General features: G+C 41.8%; 16 protein-coding genes. 11 read left to right on the forward strand and 5 right to left on the reverse strand.

The window, feature by feature from the left end; translation table 11 throughout:
• Positions 1-56 precede the first annotated feature (56 nt).
• Both OCK74_RS00335 and OCK74_RS00340 read left to right on the forward strand, forming a co-directional pair.
• The gene (locus OCK74_RS00335) at positions 57-1,031 is read left to right on the forward strand and encodes a prolyl oligopeptidase family serine peptidase (RefSeq protein WP_279294981.1); all 975 of its coding nucleotides are present in this window, start codon (positions 57-59) and stop codon (positions 1,029-1,031) included.
• Positions 1,032-1,074: 43 nt separating this feature from the next.
• Complete coding sequence (locus OCK74_RS00340) at positions 1,075-2,196, forward strand: serine hydrolase domain-containing protein (protein WP_279294982.1); 1,122 nt, start codon at positions 1,075-1,077, stop codon at positions 2,194-2,196.
• Here OCK74_RS00340 and OCK74_RS00345 read toward each other — a convergent pair.
• Positions 2,183-2,959 (reverse strand): RMD1 family protein, encoded by a 777-nt coding sequence (locus tag OCK74_RS00345; protein ID WP_279294983.1) that lies wholly within the window; start codon positions 2,957-2,959, stop codon positions 2,183-2,185. The genes OCK74_RS00340 and OCK74_RS00345 overlap by 14 nt on opposite strands.
• 80 nt (positions 2,960-3,039) lie before the next feature.
• Positions 3,040-4,248 (reverse strand): acyl-CoA dehydrogenase family protein, encoded by a 1,209-nt coding sequence (locus OCK74_RS00350; protein WP_279294984.1) that lies wholly within the window; start codon positions 4,246-4,248, stop codon positions 3,040-3,042.
• Between the two features lie 282 nt (positions 4,249-4,530).
• On the opposite strand from OCK74_RS00350, the gene OCK74_RS00355 reads away from it, so the two are divergent.
• The 3 genes from OCK74_RS00355 to OCK74_RS27905 all read left to right on the forward strand — a co-directional run bounded on the left by OCK74_RS00355 (position 4,531) and on the right by OCK74_RS27905 (position 7,319).
• Entirely contained in the window at positions 4,531-4,902 is a 372-nt protein-coding gene (locus OCK74_RS00355; protein WP_279294985.1) for a CidA/LrgA family protein, read from the forward strand.
• A 12-nt stretch (positions 4,903-4,914) separates the two neighbouring features.
• Positions 4,915-5,622: an LrgB family protein gene (locus tag OCK74_RS00360; protein WP_279294986.1), complete on the forward strand. Its 708-nt coding sequence runs from the start codon at positions 4,915-4,917 to the stop codon at positions 5,620-5,622.
• Positions 5,623-6,965: 1,343 nt separating this feature from the next.
• Positions 6,966-7,319, forward strand: a complete 354-nt coding sequence (locus OCK74_RS27905; RefSeq protein ID WP_423803127.1) for a T9SS type B sorting domain-containing protein — start codon at positions 6,966-6,968, stop codon at positions 7,317-7,319.
• A 64-nt stretch (positions 7,320-7,383) separates the two neighbouring features.
• Here the strand turns inward: OCK74_RS27905 and OCK74_RS00370 are convergent, their stop codons facing one another.
• Positions 7,384-8,715 (reverse strand): Gfo/Idh/MocA family protein, encoded by a 1,332-nt coding sequence (locus OCK74_RS00370; protein WP_279294988.1) that lies wholly within the window; start codon positions 8,713-8,715, stop codon positions 7,384-7,386.
• 183 nt (positions 8,716-8,898) lie between these two features.
• Between OCK74_RS00370 and OCK74_RS00375 the strand changes: the two genes are divergently transcribed.
• The 3 genes from OCK74_RS00375 to OCK74_RS00385 all read left to right on the forward strand — a co-directional run bounded on the left by OCK74_RS00375 (position 8,899) and on the right by OCK74_RS00385 (position 13,158).
• Positions 8,899-10,140: a hypothetical protein gene (locus OCK74_RS00375; RefSeq protein WP_279294989.1), complete on the forward strand. Its 1,242-nt coding sequence runs from the start codon at positions 8,899-8,901 to the stop codon at positions 10,138-10,140.
• A gap of 27 nt (positions 10,141-10,167) precedes the next feature.
• Positions 10,168-11,976 (forward strand): SBBP repeat-containing protein, encoded by a 1,809-nt coding sequence (locus tag OCK74_RS00380; protein WP_279294990.1) that lies wholly within the window; start codon positions 10,168-10,170, stop codon positions 11,974-11,976.
• Positions 11,977-12,345: 369 nt separating this feature from the next.
• Positions 12,346-13,158 carry a M57 family metalloprotease gene (locus tag OCK74_RS00385; protein WP_279294991.1) on the forward strand — a complete coding sequence of 271 codons (813 nt, stop codon included), beginning with the start codon at positions 12,346-12,348 and terminating at the stop codon, positions 13,156-13,158.
• A gap of 90 nt (positions 13,159-13,248) precedes the next feature.
• Here the strand turns inward: OCK74_RS00385 and OCK74_RS00390 are convergent, their stop codons facing one another.
• Entirely contained in the window at positions 13,249-13,629 is a 381-nt protein-coding gene (locus tag OCK74_RS00390; RefSeq protein WP_279294992.1) for a lipocalin-like domain-containing protein, read from the reverse strand.
• A gap of 30 nt (positions 13,630-13,659) precedes the next feature.
• Positions 13,660-16,263, reverse strand: coding sequence for a S8 family peptidase (locus OCK74_RS00395; protein ID WP_279294993.1), 2,604 nt, complete (start codon positions 16,261-16,263; stop codon positions 13,660-13,662).
• A gap of 93 nt (positions 16,264-16,356) precedes the next feature.
• Between OCK74_RS00395 and OCK74_RS00400 the strand changes: the two genes are divergently transcribed.
• From OCK74_RS00400 to OCK74_RS00410, 3 genes are read left to right on the forward strand one after another with little or no spacing between them, the layout of a single operon-like run.
• Positions 16,357-18,237: a gamma-glutamyltransferase family protein gene (locus OCK74_RS00400; protein ID WP_279294994.1), complete on the forward strand. Its 1,881-nt coding sequence runs from the start codon at positions 16,357-16,359 to the stop codon at positions 18,235-18,237.
• 58 nt (positions 18,238-18,295) lie between these two features.
• Positions 18,296-18,754, forward strand: coding sequence for an anthrone oxygenase family protein (locus OCK74_RS00405; RefSeq protein ID WP_279294995.1), 459 nt, complete (start codon positions 18,296-18,298; stop codon positions 18,752-18,754).
• Between the two features lie 33 nt (positions 18,755-18,787).
• Positions 18,788-19,297 (forward strand): nuclear transport factor 2 family protein, encoded by a 510-nt coding sequence (locus tag OCK74_RS00410; protein WP_279294996.1) that lies wholly within the window; start codon positions 18,788-18,790, stop codon positions 19,295-19,297.
• The last annotated feature ends 4 nt before the right edge of the window (positions 19,298-19,301 follow it).

Here is a 19,301-nt window from a genome sequence, read left to right on the forward strand (position 1 = left end):
GGCTGATTTACATTTCATGACGCTATTGATTATCTTTCCAGTACAAAATCAATGGCATGGAAATAGCAAGAATACTTCGCCTTATTTCTGTAACCTTTATCATTTACTTCAATTGCTTATCTACACAAGCGCAACAAATGGCTCAAAAGTTTATCCAGGAAACCGATTACCTGTTGTCGCTTCCAGATGGTTATGATCAGGACACCACAAAGCGGTGGCCTTTAATAATTTTTCTCCATGGAAGTGGAGAGAGCGGGACCGATCTGCAAAAGGTAAAAGTTCATGGTCTTCCCAAACTAATAGAGCAAGGAAAAAAGTTTCCCTTCATTGTTGTTTCTCCACAAGCCCAATTGCCTTTTGGATGGGAGCCGGAAAATCTTTACAAATTGTTACTGTACATCAAGGAAACAAACCGGGTGGATGATAAAAGAATTTACCTAACAGGATTGAGCATGGGAGGTTTTGGAACTTGGGCATTTGCCATGAAACACCCGGAAGAATTTGCCGCAATTGCTCCTGTATGTGGAGGTGGTGATACTACCGAAGCATGGAAACTCCGCTATGTGCCCATCTGGTGTTTTCATGGCGCTAAGGATGATGTCGTATTACCGGCACAGAGTGAACATATGGTGGCCGCTGCAAGACGATACAATTCATCAGTAAAATTTACGCTTTATCCCAATGCTAATCACAATAGTTGGGACACTACCTATAACAACGACAGCCTGTACCAATGGATGCTGTCACATACAAAGTTCACTTATAAGGAGGTACCTGTTGATGCAACACAATTAAAACAATACACAGGCAGATATGCAGGAGCCGGAAAAGATACTGTAACCATATTAATAGATAATGGCGGACTGGTGGCCAAGCCAGGCAAAGAATTGATCTCTTTAAAAGCAGCTGGCAATAATGTGTTCTTTGTCCAGCCAGACCTGTATTTTGATGTACACTTTACGAAAAAGAAGGATATAGTTAATGGCTTTTTGTTTATGGGAAATGAGAGGGTGTTCTTTAAAAAGCTTTAAACTTTGTCCTTATTTTACAGTCCGACCATAAATTCTATTGCTAATGCCATCACTAATCGCTTCTTGCTGCAAAAAACTCTTTTTAATTATTTTTCTACTCTCGTTTTTTCAAAATAGTAATGCACAATACGATTTCAGTAAAGTAGATCATTGGTTGCAATATAACCTGTCAGAGATTGGCGGCCGAGCCGTTCTAATGGTCTATAAAGATGGCAAAATTGTGTACAGTAAATCAGAAAATAATTTAAGCCGGAGGCAAAAAATAGCTGGAAGATTTATTGCCAATAGGACAAATAAAGAAGCTGATGAAGTGTTACAGGATTTTGATCCTGGTACCAGGCAAATGGTGGCCAGTTGCAGCAAATGGTACAGTGCCGCCCTCGTAATGACGTTTGTAGATGAAGGAAAATTAAACCTCGAAGATTCCGTAGGAAGATACCTGCCCGTATTTACAAAGTATGGCAAAGGCAACATCAGGATCTGGCAGTGTCTTTCTCATCTTACAGGGATAGCGTCAGGTACATTGAAGGAAAGCCTGCAGGCCATGAAAGATGTGAACAGCATGGATGAAGCAATGGAACAAATAGCACAGCTGCCTATGGAAGGAGCACCGGGAAAGACTTTTCATTACAGTAATGTGGGACTACAAATGGCTGCCGCAGTAATTGAAAAAATTGGCGGTAAGGATTTTGAAACTTTATTTGCTTCACGGATTGCTGCACCACTACAAATGAAGAATACGGATTATGGTCATAAGAAAGTTCCCTTGGCCGCCGGAGGCGCCTGGAGCACGCCGTCTGATTACATGAATTTCCTGGTGATGATCCTTAATGAGGGAAAATTTAATGGAAGACAGGTTTTAAGTAAAGAAAGTGTCATTGAAATGCAGCGGGACCGTGTAGCAAAAGATGTGGTGGTGAAATATGCACCGGCTGAAGCCGGTAACTGGGGTTATGGCTTTGGAGAGTGGGTGATGAATGATGATACCAATGCTAAAAGAAGTAATAGTGTTACCAGCCCTGGCTTATTCGGAAGTTTCCCATGGGTAGATAATGAAAAGAAGTATTGCGGTTTCCTCTTTACAATGTATGTAAAGAACACGGGCAGGCACGAACGTTATACGGAGTTGAAACGGTTGGTAGATGAAGCCCTCAAAATAAGGTAGCAATGATGAAATGAATAACTTCTATAGATATGAGGATGATGATCACCCATTCCAGGCGGGTGCTGTTCCTGTACTGAAGAATATCTTTGAACAACTCGAGGTTTTCTTTTACGATACTTAAGCTTTCCTGGATGTTCCTGAAGCGTTCCTGCAAGTCGAATGTCTTTTTGAGATCAGTATCAATTTTGTTGAGGTTTTCATCTTCCCAAACTTCTGGTGGCGCATCAAAGATGTACAGGTTTTCTGCAATGCGATTTTTAAGATTGAGCGTTTTGCCAATATACTTTTTCAGGTTTCTTCCCGGGATAGCCAGTGTTCCTTTCCGTTCCAGGTGCATGGTGTGGTTATTGGTTTCTTCCAATAACATATTGGCTTGCTCAGAGTAATAGTCGAGGGCCACTGATTGGGAAACGTTCAGCATAATCAGGCGCAATACATCGGTATCTGCAGAAGTGATCTCGATCTTATTGTACCCTATCCTGTTTTCTTTAGTGCCGGTTTCAATCTGGAATTCTTCACTTAACGTTTGTCCAGATGGGTTTTTGCAATAAGGCGAAATCACCTTCAGGAACTCTGAGACCTTTACAGGATCATAATTTAAAAAACAAACCACGCCATACTTGAACACGTAAATGAAATGATCCTGGTCTAATTTGTAGAATAATTCATCGGCGTCGCTGTAATGTAATTCTGCTTTAAAGTAGGCCTTGAACAATTTGATGTCTATACTATCGGCTATTTGGTATGATAACACTTGTAGCATACTGATGACTGTTAAAGGCTGGACCTGCTTTCTAACATGATCTATACTACAAGTTAAGGGTTTTCATGATATATTTTACTTTAAAACGCGATCACAGGTAGGTCTGGATTCAGACCCAAATATACCTGCGCCACTGTTTCATAACGGTTGTCATTCATAAAGCCATGCTGCCTGATTACCTGCGCATCTGCGAAATAATGTTCTATTTTATTCCTGGCATAAAAAGCTGCGCTGCCTGCAGCCGAATACATCATGTCCACTGCTTGTTCACAGCTTTGATTGGTATGAGTTGCTGCTAGTAACAACCCTGCCTTTTCTTCAAGTGATGATTTTTCTCCTGCAAGTGTTTGATTCCAGCATTCTGCAATCTTTTGATATAAATATGCACGGCTCGATTGAACAAGAGCTTCTGCCATGCCCAATTTCCGCTGCACAACTCCTCTTTCCCTGATGGTTACGGTCGATCCTAGTTGTGTCTTCTTCTCTGCTATTTGTTTTAGTTCATTGATGGCATTACGTGCAACGGCTAAGGCCACCGGCGCTAACAGGCAGGCTACACTGGCTCCAATTGCAGGGAACTGGTAGAGCAGGCTTTTGTAATAGGAGTTAGGCTGAAATTCCGGCACGAGTGGGAAAAAAAGGTGATTCGGGACAAATACATCATTTGCTGCCACATCGTTACTATCTGTGGCTCTCATGCCCAATGTATACCAAGTATCAAGAATCTCACAGTCCTCCCGCTTCATAAACGCCCCAATGACTTCAGGATGCCCATTCACCATTTTCATTTGCCCATTTTCCATCACAAAGGCTGTTACAAAGATCCATTGAGCTTCATGAACATTACTGAAGAGCGGATTTTTTCCATTGATCTTAAAACCTCCATCAACCGGACTGGCATTCATTGGGGGATGAAAGGCTGCTGCAATGAAGGTATCAGGTCCATTCCTGAAGATTTCATCAATCCCTCTTTCAGGCAAACGGCCGCCCCACCATGTTGTTGAATTGGCTACCATCATTGACCAGCCTGCAGCCGTGTTATGACGGGCTACTTCTTCAATGACCCTGGCCGTACTTATGGGGTCTGCTTCAAGACCTCCTAAAGACTTTGGAAGGAACAACCTCAGGAACCCTGCTTTTCTCAATTCATCAAGCACAGGCTTGGAAAGTCTGCGGTTGTTTTCTTCTTCGCTGATATTTTGACTGATCAATGGTCCTAAATCACGGGCGGTTTGCACAAGGTTCTTTTCCAATGTGGTGGCAGTGAATGTTGTTGATAACGTTTCCATACAGAAAGGTTTTGCAGTAATAAGCGTAATTTGAATAGCTGTTTAGAAGAGACGGAACCTTTCAGTTTTTCATGAAGTGCGGCGAATCTACTAATTTACCTCTTTTTAGTCAGAGATATTTATGGATGGGTATAGGCAATTGGCAATAGTTAAACACACTAAAGCTTAATTTTGTTTCCGTAGATTATTTTTCCTCAGCAACAATCTGCTTTAAATTCAACGTATTGCCTCTGCTCATGAAGACTTCTTTTTAAAAAGATTATTAAGAAAATCTCATTGAATATGATCAAGCAATGTGCAATCATTTTGGGCTGCCTGACAATAGGTGAGTTAATCGTATCGCTCACTGGCATTAAACTTCCTGCAAGCATAATCGGAATGATTTTGCTGACTGTTTCCCTCAGAGCAGGATGGATAAAGGTGCAATCTGTAAAAGAAATAGCAGACTTACTTACTAAAAACCTGGCTTTCTTTTTTGTGCCTTCAGGGGTCGCTATTATGCTGTATTTAAAAGTGATACAGGCATCCTTTTGGCCAATTGTTATATCGGCGCTAGGCAGTACTGTGATCATTCTAATGGTAACTGGTTGGGTGCATCAGGTACTGAGAAAAAAAGGTGCATCCAAAGTTTCAACAGCCACCACCCATGATTAAACAACAAGCACCATGATCTCTTTTTTTCAAAGCCAGACTTTTGTTATAGCTTTTACATTCCTGGTATATTACCTGGCCCAGAAACTGCAACAAAAGACCAAAATAATTATACTGAATCCGATCTTAGTATCCATTATCATAATCATTCTGTTTCTTTCCGTATTCAACATCAAGTACGAATCCTATCATGAAGGCAGTAAGCTGATTGAGTTTTTCTTAAAGCCGGCTGTGGTAGCATTAGGTGTACCCTTGTATCAGCAGTTGGAAAAGATCAGGAAGCAAACATTCCAGATACTCATTTCGCAACTGGCAGGTTGCATTGCTGGTGTAGTCAGTGTGGTGCTCATAGCCAAACTATTGGGGGCTCCTAAAGAAGTGATTTTGTCTCTGGCGCCAAAGTCTGTCACCACACCTATTGCAATGGAAGTATCCAGGGCTGTTGGCGGCATCCCTCCGTTAACAGCTTCCGTGGTAATTGTGGTGGGCATTTTTGGCTCCATATTCGGCTATGCGATCATGAAGCTGGCGCGGGTGAAGAATCCCATTTCGCAGGGATTGTCCATGGGTACGGCAGCGCATGCAGTGGGTACATCCAAATCTATGCAGATCAGTTCCAACTTCGGAGCTTTCTCAAGTTTAGGACTTATAATGAACGGAATTTTTACAGCGATCCTTGCTCCTTATATTCTCCAAATAATGAGCATTTGGATTGACATTTAATTTTACATTTTATAACTTTATATTTGTGACATAAGTAATAAATACTATACCAAACTAGTGAATCCTTTATCATTCTTAGTTACAGAGGAGAATCTTTATACCCGGTGCAACTAAACTCCTGTTACTGCAGGCAATACTTGCCAGGGTGCTGTGTTGAAGGCTACCAATTATGAAAAACAGCATCCAATTTCCTGTTGAGAATTTTATTTCCGTAAACTAAAGAATAGATACCCCATGAAGCAACTAGTAAGTTTTATCTTTTTTTATTTATTGATTTATTATTTGTCCTGAATTAACGGACAAAACGATAATGGCAATTCTGCTGAAGGACTGGTAGCGATCGGACTTTCCCCAGTCTTTATTCTAGCCATTATTTTTTAATTTTTTCAGCTTAGCTTTATGCTTTTTCCGTAAAGGCTATGAAAGCTATTGCCAAACTAACTACTGCATTTCTCTTCTTTGTTATTTGCCAGAATTTATACGGTCAATGCAACAATGTTCCTGTTGCTATATCAGGTAACACTTGCCAGGGGGCTGTATTAAAGGCTACTCTGAATAGTGCTGTTTCATCTATAACATGGAATCTAAATGGTGCTGCTGTTGGGGCCTCTCAGGCTGTTTCCATATCAAGCAATGGTTCTATTGTCGCAGGTGGAAATGGTAGCGGCACAGGTCTGAATCAATTAGCAAATCCGGTTCGCATTTTTGTTGATGCTTCAGACAATCTCTATATACCTGACATGGGCAATAACCGCATCGTAAAATGGGCTCCCGGAGCTCCGGTTACGTTCAATGCAATAGCGACAGATGTGGGTAATAGTATTGCTTACCAATGGAAAAAGAATGGTTTGAAGACAGGCTCAAATGCCTCTGTGTATATAGATCAGGCTATAGTTGATGGGGATGCGATTAGTTGTGAGCTGACTACCAGTGGTGCTTGCTTGGCTTCAACTTCAGCTATAAGTAATAAAATAGCCTTGACTGTACTTAAACCTTCACCCCCGGTAAGCCTTGGGCCTGATGTTACGATTTGTCCGGGAACGGAAGTTATTTTAAAAGCTGGTCAGGGATATGCATCTTATTTATGGCAAGATGCCTCTACAGCTAATATACATACAGCAACTACGCCCGGGCGTTATATTGTTCAGGTGAAAGACATTTGCGGTTTTTCATCCAGCGATACAGCAGTGGTTTCCTTTTATCCAAAATCTGGTGGTTTTTTACCGGCTAATGTCTCCTTTTGCAACGGCGGTTCAGTGGAACTGGCAGCTCTTGCAAGTTTTAAACAATACTTATGGAGCAATTCTGCTTCGACTCCTTTAATTGAGGTAAGAGATCCCGGAATGTACTGGCTGGAAGTGGTTGATCATAATAATTGTAAGCAAAGAGATACAGTATTGGTAAGACAAAAAGAATGTGGAAAGAGGTTTTATGTTCCTAACATTTTTACTCCTAATGGTGATGGCAGGAATGAAACGTTTAAGCCAGTACTCTACGACAATACAAAACAATACAGGTTTTCAGTTTATAATCGCTGGGGACAACTGGTTTTCACTTCCTCCGAACCTGGTAAGGGATGGGATGGAAGGATCAATGGAAAAAGCCAGGATGCTAATGTTTTTTTATGGACCTGCACCTACCAGTTTTCGGGAGAGCCCGTCCGCTCGGAAAAGGGAACAGTGGTACTTGCGAAGTGAGTGGCCTGATGGTTGCATTTTATTGCCCTGTCAAAGGAGCGGCGATTTTAATTTTTACAACGTCTCAAACCGTCTTCAACTTATACCCATTGTGATATTCCGCCATTAAGTATTGCTCATTCAGTTTGTTATCCGTAAACTTTCCCTTGGCTTTGTCCCAAACCACTCGTTGACCGCTTCTGAAACTGATATTACCCATTTGCGCAACGGTAGCCACATGGGCGCCTGTCTCAATAGGACAATTCAGTTCTTTCATTTTACGGGACTTTACTACAGAAATAAAGTTCTCCCAATGTTTGTCCAAACCATTATCTACTGATGGTTGCAGTGGTTTACTTACTTTATTTCCACTGTGTTTCTCTTCGATCACTTCCCAGCCGCCACGATTCAGGACGAGCGTACCATTGTTGCCAATGTAAGCAATACCATGGTCGCGCCCATATGAGCCATTGTCAATACCCATGGCATGATCCCACACCAGGTTAAAACCGTCAAATTCATACAACGCGGTCAGCGTATCAGGCGTTTCCTGTGCCAATTCCGGATAGGCAAAAATGCCTCCAAGGGCAGCTACTGTTTTGGGAATAGGAGCCTTCATGCCCAGTAAGGCATAATCCAGCAGGTGTACGCCCCAGTCTGTCATCAAACCTCCTGCGTAATCCCAGAACCAGCGGAAATTGAAATGAAAGCGGCTGGAATTGAAGGGGCGCTTTTCTGCAGGTCCCAGCCACATGGCATAATCTACGCCAGCCGGAGGTGCAGAATCCGGAACCTTGGGACCGGGCTTCATCCATCCCTGGTAACACCATACTTTCACAGTGCGGATGTTTCCCAATTGTCCCGAATGCACAAAGTCAACTGCATCCCTGAAATGCTTTTGGCTGCGTTGCCATTGACCCGCCTGTACCACCTTGTTGTACTTTTTTTGTGCAGCAACCATAGCCCTGCATTCTTCAATGGAATTGCCCACTGGCTTTTCCACGTATACGTCTTTCCCCGCCTGGCAGGCATCGATCATGATCAGGGCATGCCAGTGATCGGGGGTGCCAATAATGACGGCATCAACATCTTTTTGCTCCAATAAACGACGGTAATCGGAATAAGTTTTCACTTTAGCCGCATCTACATTAAGACTGGCCAACTCGCCCATGCGTTTATCCAATATATTTTTATCTACGTCACATAGCGCTACAAGGTTTACACCCGGTACTTTCAAAGCCGATTTTACATTGGCCCAACCCATACCTGCAATACCAATGGCTGCAATGTTCACCTGGTCGCTAGGCGCTAAACGCTGAGGAAAAAGTGCAAAAGCTTTATTGTCAAGAGCCGACAGAAGCGTTGCGCCCCCTAAAAAGGTCGTGGTTTGTTTTAAAAAATGACGTCGATTGGACATGGCAAGTCTTTTTGGTTTAAGGTAGAAATGGAAATTTAGAATATTTAGTGTACAATTTGAAATCAAAATCGCATCATTGCTTCACCTCCCGTCATCTGTCCTCTGCCATCTGTCATCTTCTGGCTAGAAAGGTGCTAATAGTTTAATAACTTTAATAAAGCCCTCCGTATGTAAAACGCCAATATGAAACCATCAATTTTATTGTGCAGCGTTCTTCTGGCGCTCTTGCTGATAGCTGGCCTGTTGCATAAAGCACGGGCGCAACAAGGCGGCTGCGTACCCCAGGACCTTATTGCTCACATTGATTTCGGCAGGGGCGACAATGTGCAGGATTTTAACACATTTCCGCTATCAAATTACGGGCGTATATGGGGCGGTTGCCCAACTGATGGCCATTATACTTTTACTTCCTATACATCCAATTGCTTTGAGGGCGACTGGTTCACACTTACGGAAGACCATACCCCAGGTGACACGGATGGAAATATGTTGTTGGTGAATGCCTACCCGGGAGGCGGTGTTTTCTTTCATCGTACCATCAGTGGACTGACAGGCAATAAAACCTACGAACTGGCATTGTGGTTGATTAATGTTTGCCGCTTACATATCTGTTGCTCCTCTCTGTCTCCGGTGATTTCTTTCTCGTTGGCAACACCTTCCGGGAAGAATATTGCCTCGTTTCGCCTTGGAGAACTGGAGCAGCGCACATCTCCCCAATGGAGGAAATCTGTAAGTTATTTTACCATGCCAGCCGGTGAAACCTCAGTAGTGCTCACCATGCAGGACAATGCAATAGGGGGCTGCGGAAACGATTTCGCTTTAGACGATATTAGCGTCCGGGAATGTATTCCGCTGCAGCCCATAGTAAAAGCCAAACCAAAGCAGTCTACAACACCTGTAGTAAAGAAACCAACCGATATTCCAAAACCTGAAATGAAAAAAGAACAGGTAAAACAACCTGTTATTAAAACTGCAGAAAAACCCGCTCCTGTCCTGAAAAGTAGTAAGGACTCACCGGTACATGTTCTTACTGTACCCAATCAAAAAACGGCAATATCTACTCCTGCACCGCAGGTATTACGTTCACGGGCTAACCCCTTGATCAGGCTAATAGAAGCAAAGCCAGGTGAGCTGACGATCAGCCTTTACGACAATGGTGAAGTAGATGGCGACACAGTCAGCATTTACCACAACAACAAGCTAATTGTTTCCAAAGCCAGGCTATCTCAAAAGCCAATCACCTTTCAACTCAAGGTTGATGCGACGCAGCCTTATCATGAGTTGATCATGGTCGCCGACAACCTGGGCTCCATTCCACCCAATACCTCACTAATGATTGTAACCGCAAATGATAAAATATACAAGGTATTTATCTCGTCTTCTGAACAGAAGAATGCCAGGGTCGTAGTGATGCTAAAGGAGTAAGTTTTATGGTAACATAAAAACCAGATTATGGAAAAAAATCAACTGTTTAAGAAAGCCTTATTGCTTCTCTTTCATTGTTTACTCACAATGCTAAGTTTCACACAGGTTACTGAACAATGGGTAAGAAGATATAATAGCCTGGAAAATGAATTTGATTATACCTATGATTTGGCAGTCGATGCCTCCGGGAACGTATATGTAACAGGGCTGGTTAGTGAGGAAACAGCGAGTGACTATACTACTATTAAATACGATGCAGCCGGAAATGAACTTTGGGTAAGAAGGTTCAATGGACCAGGCAATGAGTTTGATCAGGCAACTTCTATCGCTGTAGATGCAAAGGGTAATGTGTATGTAACTGGCTTTAGCGTTGGTGGCGGAGGCAGTTGGGACTATGCAACGATTAAGTATGATGCTGCCGGCAATGAGCTTTGGGTAAGATGGTATGATGGTCCTGGAAATCATTCCGATATCGCTGCATCCTTAGCCGTAGACGCTCAGGGGAATGTCTATGTAACAGGTTACAGCGATGATCTGGAAACCAATTCTGATTATGCAACCGTCAAGTATGATACCAATGGAAACGAGCTATGGGTAAGAAGATATAATGGCCCGGGGAATAATTCAGATATAGCTATTGCCCTTGCCCTGGATGCTTCTGGTAATGTATATGTAACTGGTGCCAGCATTAGCAGTGCTACCGGTTTTAATTATGATTATGCCACTGTAAAATATGATGCTAATGGAAATGAGAAATGGATAAAAATGTACAACGGGTCGGGAAATGATATTGATTTTCCCGGTTCAATAGCAGTGGATGGTTCCGGCAATGTTTATGTCACAGGAGGGAGCCTTGGCAGTACTGGAGTAAATGACTATGCTACTGTAAAATATGATACCAATGGCAAAGAAAAGTGGGTCCGAAGACATAAAGGAGGCAGTGCCTATTCCCTGGCAGTTGACGCCTTAAACAATGTATTTGTGACAGGGACAATTGATGGTGGAGGAACGGGTGATGACTACGGCACCATAAAATATGATACCAATGGTAATGAAAAATGGGTAAGAAGCTACAATGGCCCAGGGAATAATTCTGATATCGCAACATCCTTGTTTGTGGATGCCTCTGGCAATGTCTATGTAACAGGAACAAGTTATGGAAGTGAATCCTTTTCTGACATTGCAACTATAAAATATGATACCAACGGCAATGAGAAATGGGTACAACGGTATAATGGTCCGGGCAATAGTTTTGATGTAGGAGTCTCTATTGTTGTAGGCGCAAATGAAAATGTGTATGTTGTAGGATATGACTTTGGAATAGATTCTCAAACAGACTATGTCACTATCAAATACACCCAAGGCTCTGTAACAGACATTAACTGCGGCAAAAAAGGAGACAAGGTACTGGTGTGTCATAAGGGAAAGACACTTTGCATCTCCCACAGTGCCGTGGCTGCTCATTTAAAGCATGGCGATCAGTTGGGTAGTTGTAATGCATCACCTTCTTTGAACAGTATTACTGAAAACACTGATGCGCTTCAATGGATGGAGGAAAGTCCTAAGCGGTTTTGGGTTTCCGTTGCACCTAATCCATTCAATTCATTGACGAAGATTCAGTATGAGTTGCCCTTCGATGGCGATGTTTCCATCAAGGTCTATGACGTGCTGGGAAGAGAGGTCACTACAGTAGTGAAGGCTAAGCATAATGCAGGCTTGTACAGTACTGAGTTAAATGCTATAACTCTTACAAAGGGCATTTATTATTATCGCTGTACACTTACTACTAAAAACAAGGTGTGGGTGCAGTCTGGAAAATTCATAGTGCTTAAGTAAGTAGCTTTTTAAGTGTAATTAATTGAACCAGTTGTTATGGCTTCTAACTGAAATTATAGCGTAGTTTTACGATGGTGTAATAGTTGTATTACGCATTGTTGTAAGGTCTTTTTCATTCTGATTTGTTTTAGTGCAATTAGTGTTAATGAGCTTGGTTTTAAAATATAATGTATATAACTTGCATGTAAATATTCTTGCATAAGATCAGCTTTTTTAAAATATACGATCCTGCCCCTTTGATCAAAATCTTTGCTGTAAAGTTTGAGTTTAATTATCTGGTTGGCTCTATATAAGCTTATCCTGTATAAACCGGATGTCATTCATTTCTCTTGTTGGGTATTTCATTTTTTAATCATAAAGTCTTTCACAATGAAAAACACACTACTCTTTGCAGTATTCTTTATTATGGCGCTCCTGCTTACTGCTTGTAAAAAAGATATAAAAGAATCAGAGGCACAACAGGCAATCTCTCAGGACGTTTTAAGCAAGATCCAGAAACTAGGCTTCGGTATAAGCTCTGTTCAGAAGGTTGAGGGAGGTTATCTTGTGGAAGATGATATCTTGCTTACAGATGAACACCTCAACGGCAATCCTAAAATGGAAATACTTAGAGTGGGTAGTGAGGAACAATACCGTACCAGTAACACGGTATTGGGCTTACCCAGGACCATTACTATACGTGTATCAACTTCATTGCCTTCGGTTTATGTAACAGCATTAAATGCAGCTATAGCCAGGTACAATGCCCTAAAGACAACGACTACGAATTTCCTATTAACATTTGTAAGAGTTACTTCCGGAGGTAATATTGTAATTAATCCTGCTCCGGCAGGATCTCCTTATTTAGCTTCAGCCGGCTTCCCTTCTGATGCAGGTAATCCATATACCCAAATTTTGGTAAATGCTTCTATTGTAAATAGTTGGGCAGCGAATACAAAAACTACAATACTTGCACATGAGATAGGTCATTGTATTGGTCTCCGCCATACAGACTGGTTTAATCGTTCATTCAGTTGCGGCGGTTCAGCGGTTAATGAGGGTGCAGGCTCTGTTGGAGCAAAACTGATTCCCGGAACACCTTCAGGAGCTGAAGCAGGATCCTGGATGTTGGCTTGTATAGGTAATGGAACTAATCGGCCGTTTACTGCAAACGACGTAATTGCCTTAAGATGGTTGTATTAGAATGACTCTTCCTGCTTTACCATCTGATGAAGAGCATGCTGTATGCTAGAAGCATGCTCTTCATCAGATAAAGTTAGAAGCGCTATATAATCATTTTATTCTGATATACTTTTCGCCGCACCCTTCAATACAATTAGGCCTAAGGACTAAACTGGTATCATTCAATTCAATGATCTTCACATTATAGGCTTTAGTGGTATCTTCAGGTACAACTTTAATATTGGTACTGTCTAATAAAACATACCTGCCTGCATTTTTATGTTCAGAATCTATAAATACGCCGTCTTTTCTGAATTCAATTGTTCTCTGTTGATCCGCTTCCTGCCAGTTTCCTTTTCCATCACCAATATCAGCATAATATTGAGTCATTTTCCATTTACCAACAAGTTGGGCCGGTTGAGAGGTATGATGAACTGATCTCAGTTTACAACTACATAGTAGCACTGTTAATAAAATCAATTTGTAAACCATCTGTTATAGGTGTTTTAAATAGTTTATTGATTAATAGACCAATATCTTTTTAGTGAACGCTTCCCCTGATTTTGAATAAAACCTGAATAAGTAAACTCCTTTGGATAAGGATACAGCTGGCAGCTCCTGGTTGATATCTTTAAGTTGTCCTTTATACATAAGTTTACCTATGACATCATAAATTTCAACAGAGTAAACGCCAGGTTGTTGGGCGATCAATCTTAATGATTGATTCTGTCTTACAGGATTGGGGAAAGCAATGACAGGGTTATCAGGAAAGTAGAATACAGACTCTGTTGAACTATAAATGGTATGGCCATTGGTTAATGTTAATGCTACTCGATAGCTGTTGACTCCTTTTGTTAAGACGGTATCCACAAATGTAAAATAGGTGCTTGTGGGGCCTGATAGCCCGGCTACTGTATAGATGTTTGAAAAGCCATCCTTTTGATATTTTTGAAAGGAGAGTAGTTGCACACCATAAGTACTGCCTATACCTACAGCTAAATCTGCTGTGTTCTCGCGCTCCAGTAAAACATAAAAGCTTTGAAAATAACAATCAACACCTTGGGTCCGGTAATCAATCGTGTAGCTTTTTAGCCCGGTTCTATTATTTATTTTAGGCGCAACTGCATAATATATAGTTGGCGACAAAGATTTTTGTAATACAATAAATGTATCCTGTATAGTGGATACAGGCTCCATGTATTGATCTCCCAATTGGTATAGCTGGTAACCGTTATTTTGGACATTGTTCCAATGTAACATAAATGAGTCTGTACAGTTAAAGCCAACTTGCATGTCTGTAAGCTTTGATATAGTAAATACTTCCGACTCGCTAATCATATTTAGGGATGGTATGGTGAATCTTAGTTGGGCAGTAATGGATGTATCTGGTACAGTCCATTTTGTATAATGATTTTGAACAGAAATATTGGAGGCTACTCTTTGCCAGGCGCCATTATTGTAAGAACATTCTAAATAACCACTATCCTGTATATTGCTTTGCCAGCGTAATAGGTGAGTCTTCCCTGCTTCCAGCACATCTGTAGATAAGGGGTAGGTCCATGTAAAATGATTAATTGTATCTAGTTGATATGCGACAGCAAATTTCTGGTCTGCCGTTACTATATTGCTGCCTTTTACTTCAAAAATATAATGGCCTGGTTGGGGATGATCAACAGTAATGAGTTCCACATTATTAAGTGTATCAATTCTTCTTGTGGGTGGTAGTTGCAAAGAATCCAGGTTGGCAGAAGAATTCAGTACCCATGGCAACCAAATTTCTCTTGTGTTGGAAAAGGAAAGTGTTGCATCCAGGTCGTTGACTAATGCTTTAGGTGCATTGGCTATGGCAGGTGTATCTGTCCATACCAATGTAATTTTAAATTGTGCAATATTGGCCGGGATATCTAGTGAGAAGGATTTTGTCTGCCCTTTTTTTACTTCATCCTCAAAGAAATGATTTGCTGTTATAGTGGCTAAAGCTTCATAAGCATTCAGGTTTCCATAACCTGTTGTATAATTGATCACCTTTACAGGGTCATGGTCTGCACTATTTAATAAAACAGCCTTGGATAAAGCCGCGGAAGGTAAGGTTCCATGTGTTTGCAAATAAGCATCCTGTACTAATGTTGCAGCACCTGACACCAAAGCTGCCGATCCTGAGCTCCCGTCCTGACCAAATGCCACTAGATCTGGTTTGACACGTCCATCATAAGCAGGACCTTTCGAGCTTAGCTCCATTACGGTGTTGAATGAATCGACAGCGCCAACTGTAATGATGTTTTTTGCCATCTTAAAGCTGCCGGTCATATTAGCAAATTGCAAGATGCCGGAATAAGTTCCATCGGTTGGTGTACTTGTTCCTGAATTACCACTTGAGAATACATGCATGAGAGCGTTGTTGTGATATATGCTGGCATCGAAAGCCGCTGCATCAGCTCCATAATAATTCTCGATACCTGTTCCGTAGGAATGATTCTGAATACTAATGTGATATTGTTGGTAAATGGAATCTGCATCTGGTAATAGGTTGACAAAATCAGATGATGTGACAAAAACACCCGGAGCGGCTCCTTTGTTGAAAGGGGAGGAATTACCCCCTCCTCCAAGCATGGTAACCATCCTGGATGCATGACCTGTCAGACTGGGCGCTGCAATACCTGAATTAAAATAACGTCCTTTAATATCAATATCAGTAGTATCAAAACGTTGCTCTTTCAATGAAGCATGTATGTTGCTGCCGTTGAAAGGAAAAAGACGATGAACAACATTGAATTGATTAAGGGATAAGTCAAACTCAGCAGTTGCAAGTTCCTCTTTGGGCTTTCTTAACAAATCTGCAAATACAACGGAAGTATCATTGATCAATTGCATCAATCTACTGGTATTGATTCTGCATACAATAGTATTCGCCGGGCTATAGCTGGAAATGAAGCGCACATCTTTTTTCCATTGGCCAAGTACCGTAAAATTTTGAACAGACAATAGAATGTCTATACTATCAGGCTTAATACTTCTTTTTAGGAACAGCTCTAATGAAGGCGTTATTTTTTTGGCTGGCAGCTTTAAGTTTTGTGCCTTGCAAAAAATGGTGCAAATAACAAAAGCCAAGACCAATAGTATCCGCATAGCTTCAATAAAGCTACAGCAAATCTGCAATCTTATTTCTGTTTAATGAAAACAACAACAGGCATCCTAACTTTAAGTACTAATTGACTAAGCATGAAGTTCCTTTGGACACTCTTTATACTCATGGCATTGATGCATACCTCATCTGCACAACAAACCCAAAAGCCAGTACTACATGGGAAAAACTGGATGGCTATAACCGGAAAGCCACTGGCAGCAACAGCTGGCGCGATGATCTTTCAGAAAGGAGGTAATGCCGTTGATGCAGCTTGTGCCATGTTGGCCGCTACTTGCACCATGTGGGATATGTTGAGCTGGGGTGGAGAAACACAGGCGCTGATCTACAACCCAAAAACAAAGAAAGTAATTGCCATTAATGCCCTTGGCATTGCTCCTACAGGAGCGACAGTAGCATTCTTTAAGAATAAAGGGTACAATTTCCCTCCAGAATATGGTCCATTGGCTGCTGTTACACCCGGCACTCCTGGGGGACTATGTTACATGCTGGCTAACTATGGCACCCTGAGCCTGGAACAGGTACTGGCGCCTGCTTTGCAATTGGCTGCAGGTTATCCAATAGAAGCGCAAACTGCTAACAGTATTGAACGGAATAAGGATCAGATCAAGCAATGGCCCTACAGTAAAAAAGTGTTTCTGACACATCCGGGAGAAAACCGGGAAGCTCCTGATGCAGGTGAGATCTTTGTGCAGAAGAATTTACTACAAACCCTGACAAAAATGGTGGAGACAGAACGGGCGGCAATGAAAGCAGGAAAAAGCCGTAAAGAAGCCATCATGGCAGCTTATGACCGGTTTTATAAAGGAGATATTGCCCGGGAGTTTGTCCGCGGTTGCCAGGAGCAGGGAGGACTGATCACAATGGAAGATCTGGCCCGCTGGAAACCCCTAGAAGAAGCACCCCTCAAAGTAGCGTATAAGGGCATTGATGTATATAAGCTACAACAGTGGACGCAGGGACCAGCTATGCTACAGGCCCTGAACATATTGGAAAACTTTGACTTGAAAAGCATGGGTTACAACAGCGCACGGTACATCCATACTATTTACCAGGCAATGAATCTGGCTTTTGCCGACAGGGACTTTTATTATGGCGATCCGTATTTCAAACCTCAGGAACCTATAAAAGGATTGCTCAGTAAGGAATATGCGAAGCAGAGAGCTTCCATAATTCAATTTGATCAAAACAACCCGCGTATAGGTCCTGGTGATCCCTACCCATTTGAAGGGAAAGCCAATCCTTACACTGCGTTACTGAAAAAGCGTGGTTATGAAATGGATACAACCAAACGCAACTTTGCCCCGGTGCATGATATCCGGAACACTTCTTCATTAATAGAGTATCAGCAACGGTTGTGGTTGGGCACCACCAGCGTGGAAGCTGCAGATAAGGAAGGTTGGGTCGTTTCTATAACGCCAAGTGGTGGTTGGGTGCCTGCTTGTATAGCCGGTAATACAGGTGTGGGTATGAGTCAGCGTATGCAAAGCTTTGTGTTGGATTCGACGCTAAGCCCGTTCAATGTGGTGCAGCCCGGTAAACGCCCTCGGGTAACACTAACACCATCACTGGCTCTGAAAGACGGTAAACCCTTTTTATCTTTTGCAGTTCAGGGAGGTGATACACAAGATCAAAACCTGCTCCAGTTCTTTTTGAACATTGTTGAATTTGGAATGAATGTGCAACAAGCCACTGAAGCAGCCAATATCAACTCCAACCAGCTCTGGCTTTCACTTGGAGGTACGAAAAATGATGATCGTAAACCTCGTCCTGGACAGCTTTTATTAAATAACAATACGCCTGAAACTGTGCGCAATGAACTGAAAAAAATGGGCTACACATTGAGCTTTGGCGACCGTACCAGCGGGCCGATCAATGCCATTTACTTCGACTGGAAGCATGGCAGCTTTTGGGGTGGCTCAAGCAACTATGGTGAAGACTATGGCATCGGCTGGTGAGCAGATGATATTCTTAGTATCTTCATATTCAATTTAAGAATGAGAAAGTTTCAATCAAGTGAAAACAAAGCTTATTCAATTTGTTAGCCTATTCCTTCTCCTTCTTGTATCAGGAGTTTTTTGGGGAACATGGTTTACGCTTACCCGTTCTATAGAACATTTCTCGGCTGCAGAATTTATTCACATCGGGAAAATAATTATAGCCAATGTAGCTGTACCTATGCGTATTTTGATGCCTTCGTGTATTTTGTTTATGTTTTTATCATTATTGTTTTATCCTCAAAAAAAGTCAACAGGATTTTATTTGAACCTTACAGCTCTTGTTCTAATCATTATTACGCTGCTGATTACATTACTAATTTTGGTTCCTATAGACAATCAGATAAAACATTGGACTGTTGCGGAGATTCCATCCGATTGGGAATCGATTCGTAGCAAGTGGCAACTATTTCATTCTGTTAGAACATTTACCTCTTTAGCCAGTTTTGCTTGTTTTACGCTATCTGTTCTGAAATAATAAATTAAATTAGAACGCATTAATATGTTACAAATGATCAGGAAACAAACCATCAATGCTATCCTTGCATTTTTAATGTTCTTCTGTTTTTGCTCACAGCTATGGGCCCAGACAAACCTGCAAGAACTAACTGCGACCATCCTGCACAAAGACAGCCTCTTCTGGGCGGCATACAATAAATGCGACACAGAAAGCTTTCCCCAATTCTTTACAAATGACGTGGAGTTCTATCATGACAAAGGGGGCATGACAATAGGATTGGATGGCATCATCTCAAATATGAAAAAGAACCTTTGTGGTACCAATACCTTCAGGCTTCGTCGCGAAGCTGTTGAAGGCAGTGTTAAGGTCTTCCCGCTCCAGAATTCCGGTGTCATCTATGGTGCGGTCATTTCTGGTGAACATGTCTTTTACATCATTGAAAAAGGAACTGAAAGACTTGATGGCTTGGCAAAGTTCACCCATGTATGGCTGTTAAAAGATGGCACTTGGAAAATGGCCCGCATTTTAAGCTACGATCACGGCCCGGCTAATCGAAAATAGAACT

Source organism: Paraflavisolibacter caeni, from assembly GCF_025628885.1.
In the GTDB taxonomy this organism is placed as follows: Bacteria; Bacteroidota; Bacteroidia; order Chitinophagales; family Chitinophagaceae; genus Flavisolibacter; species Flavisolibacter caeni.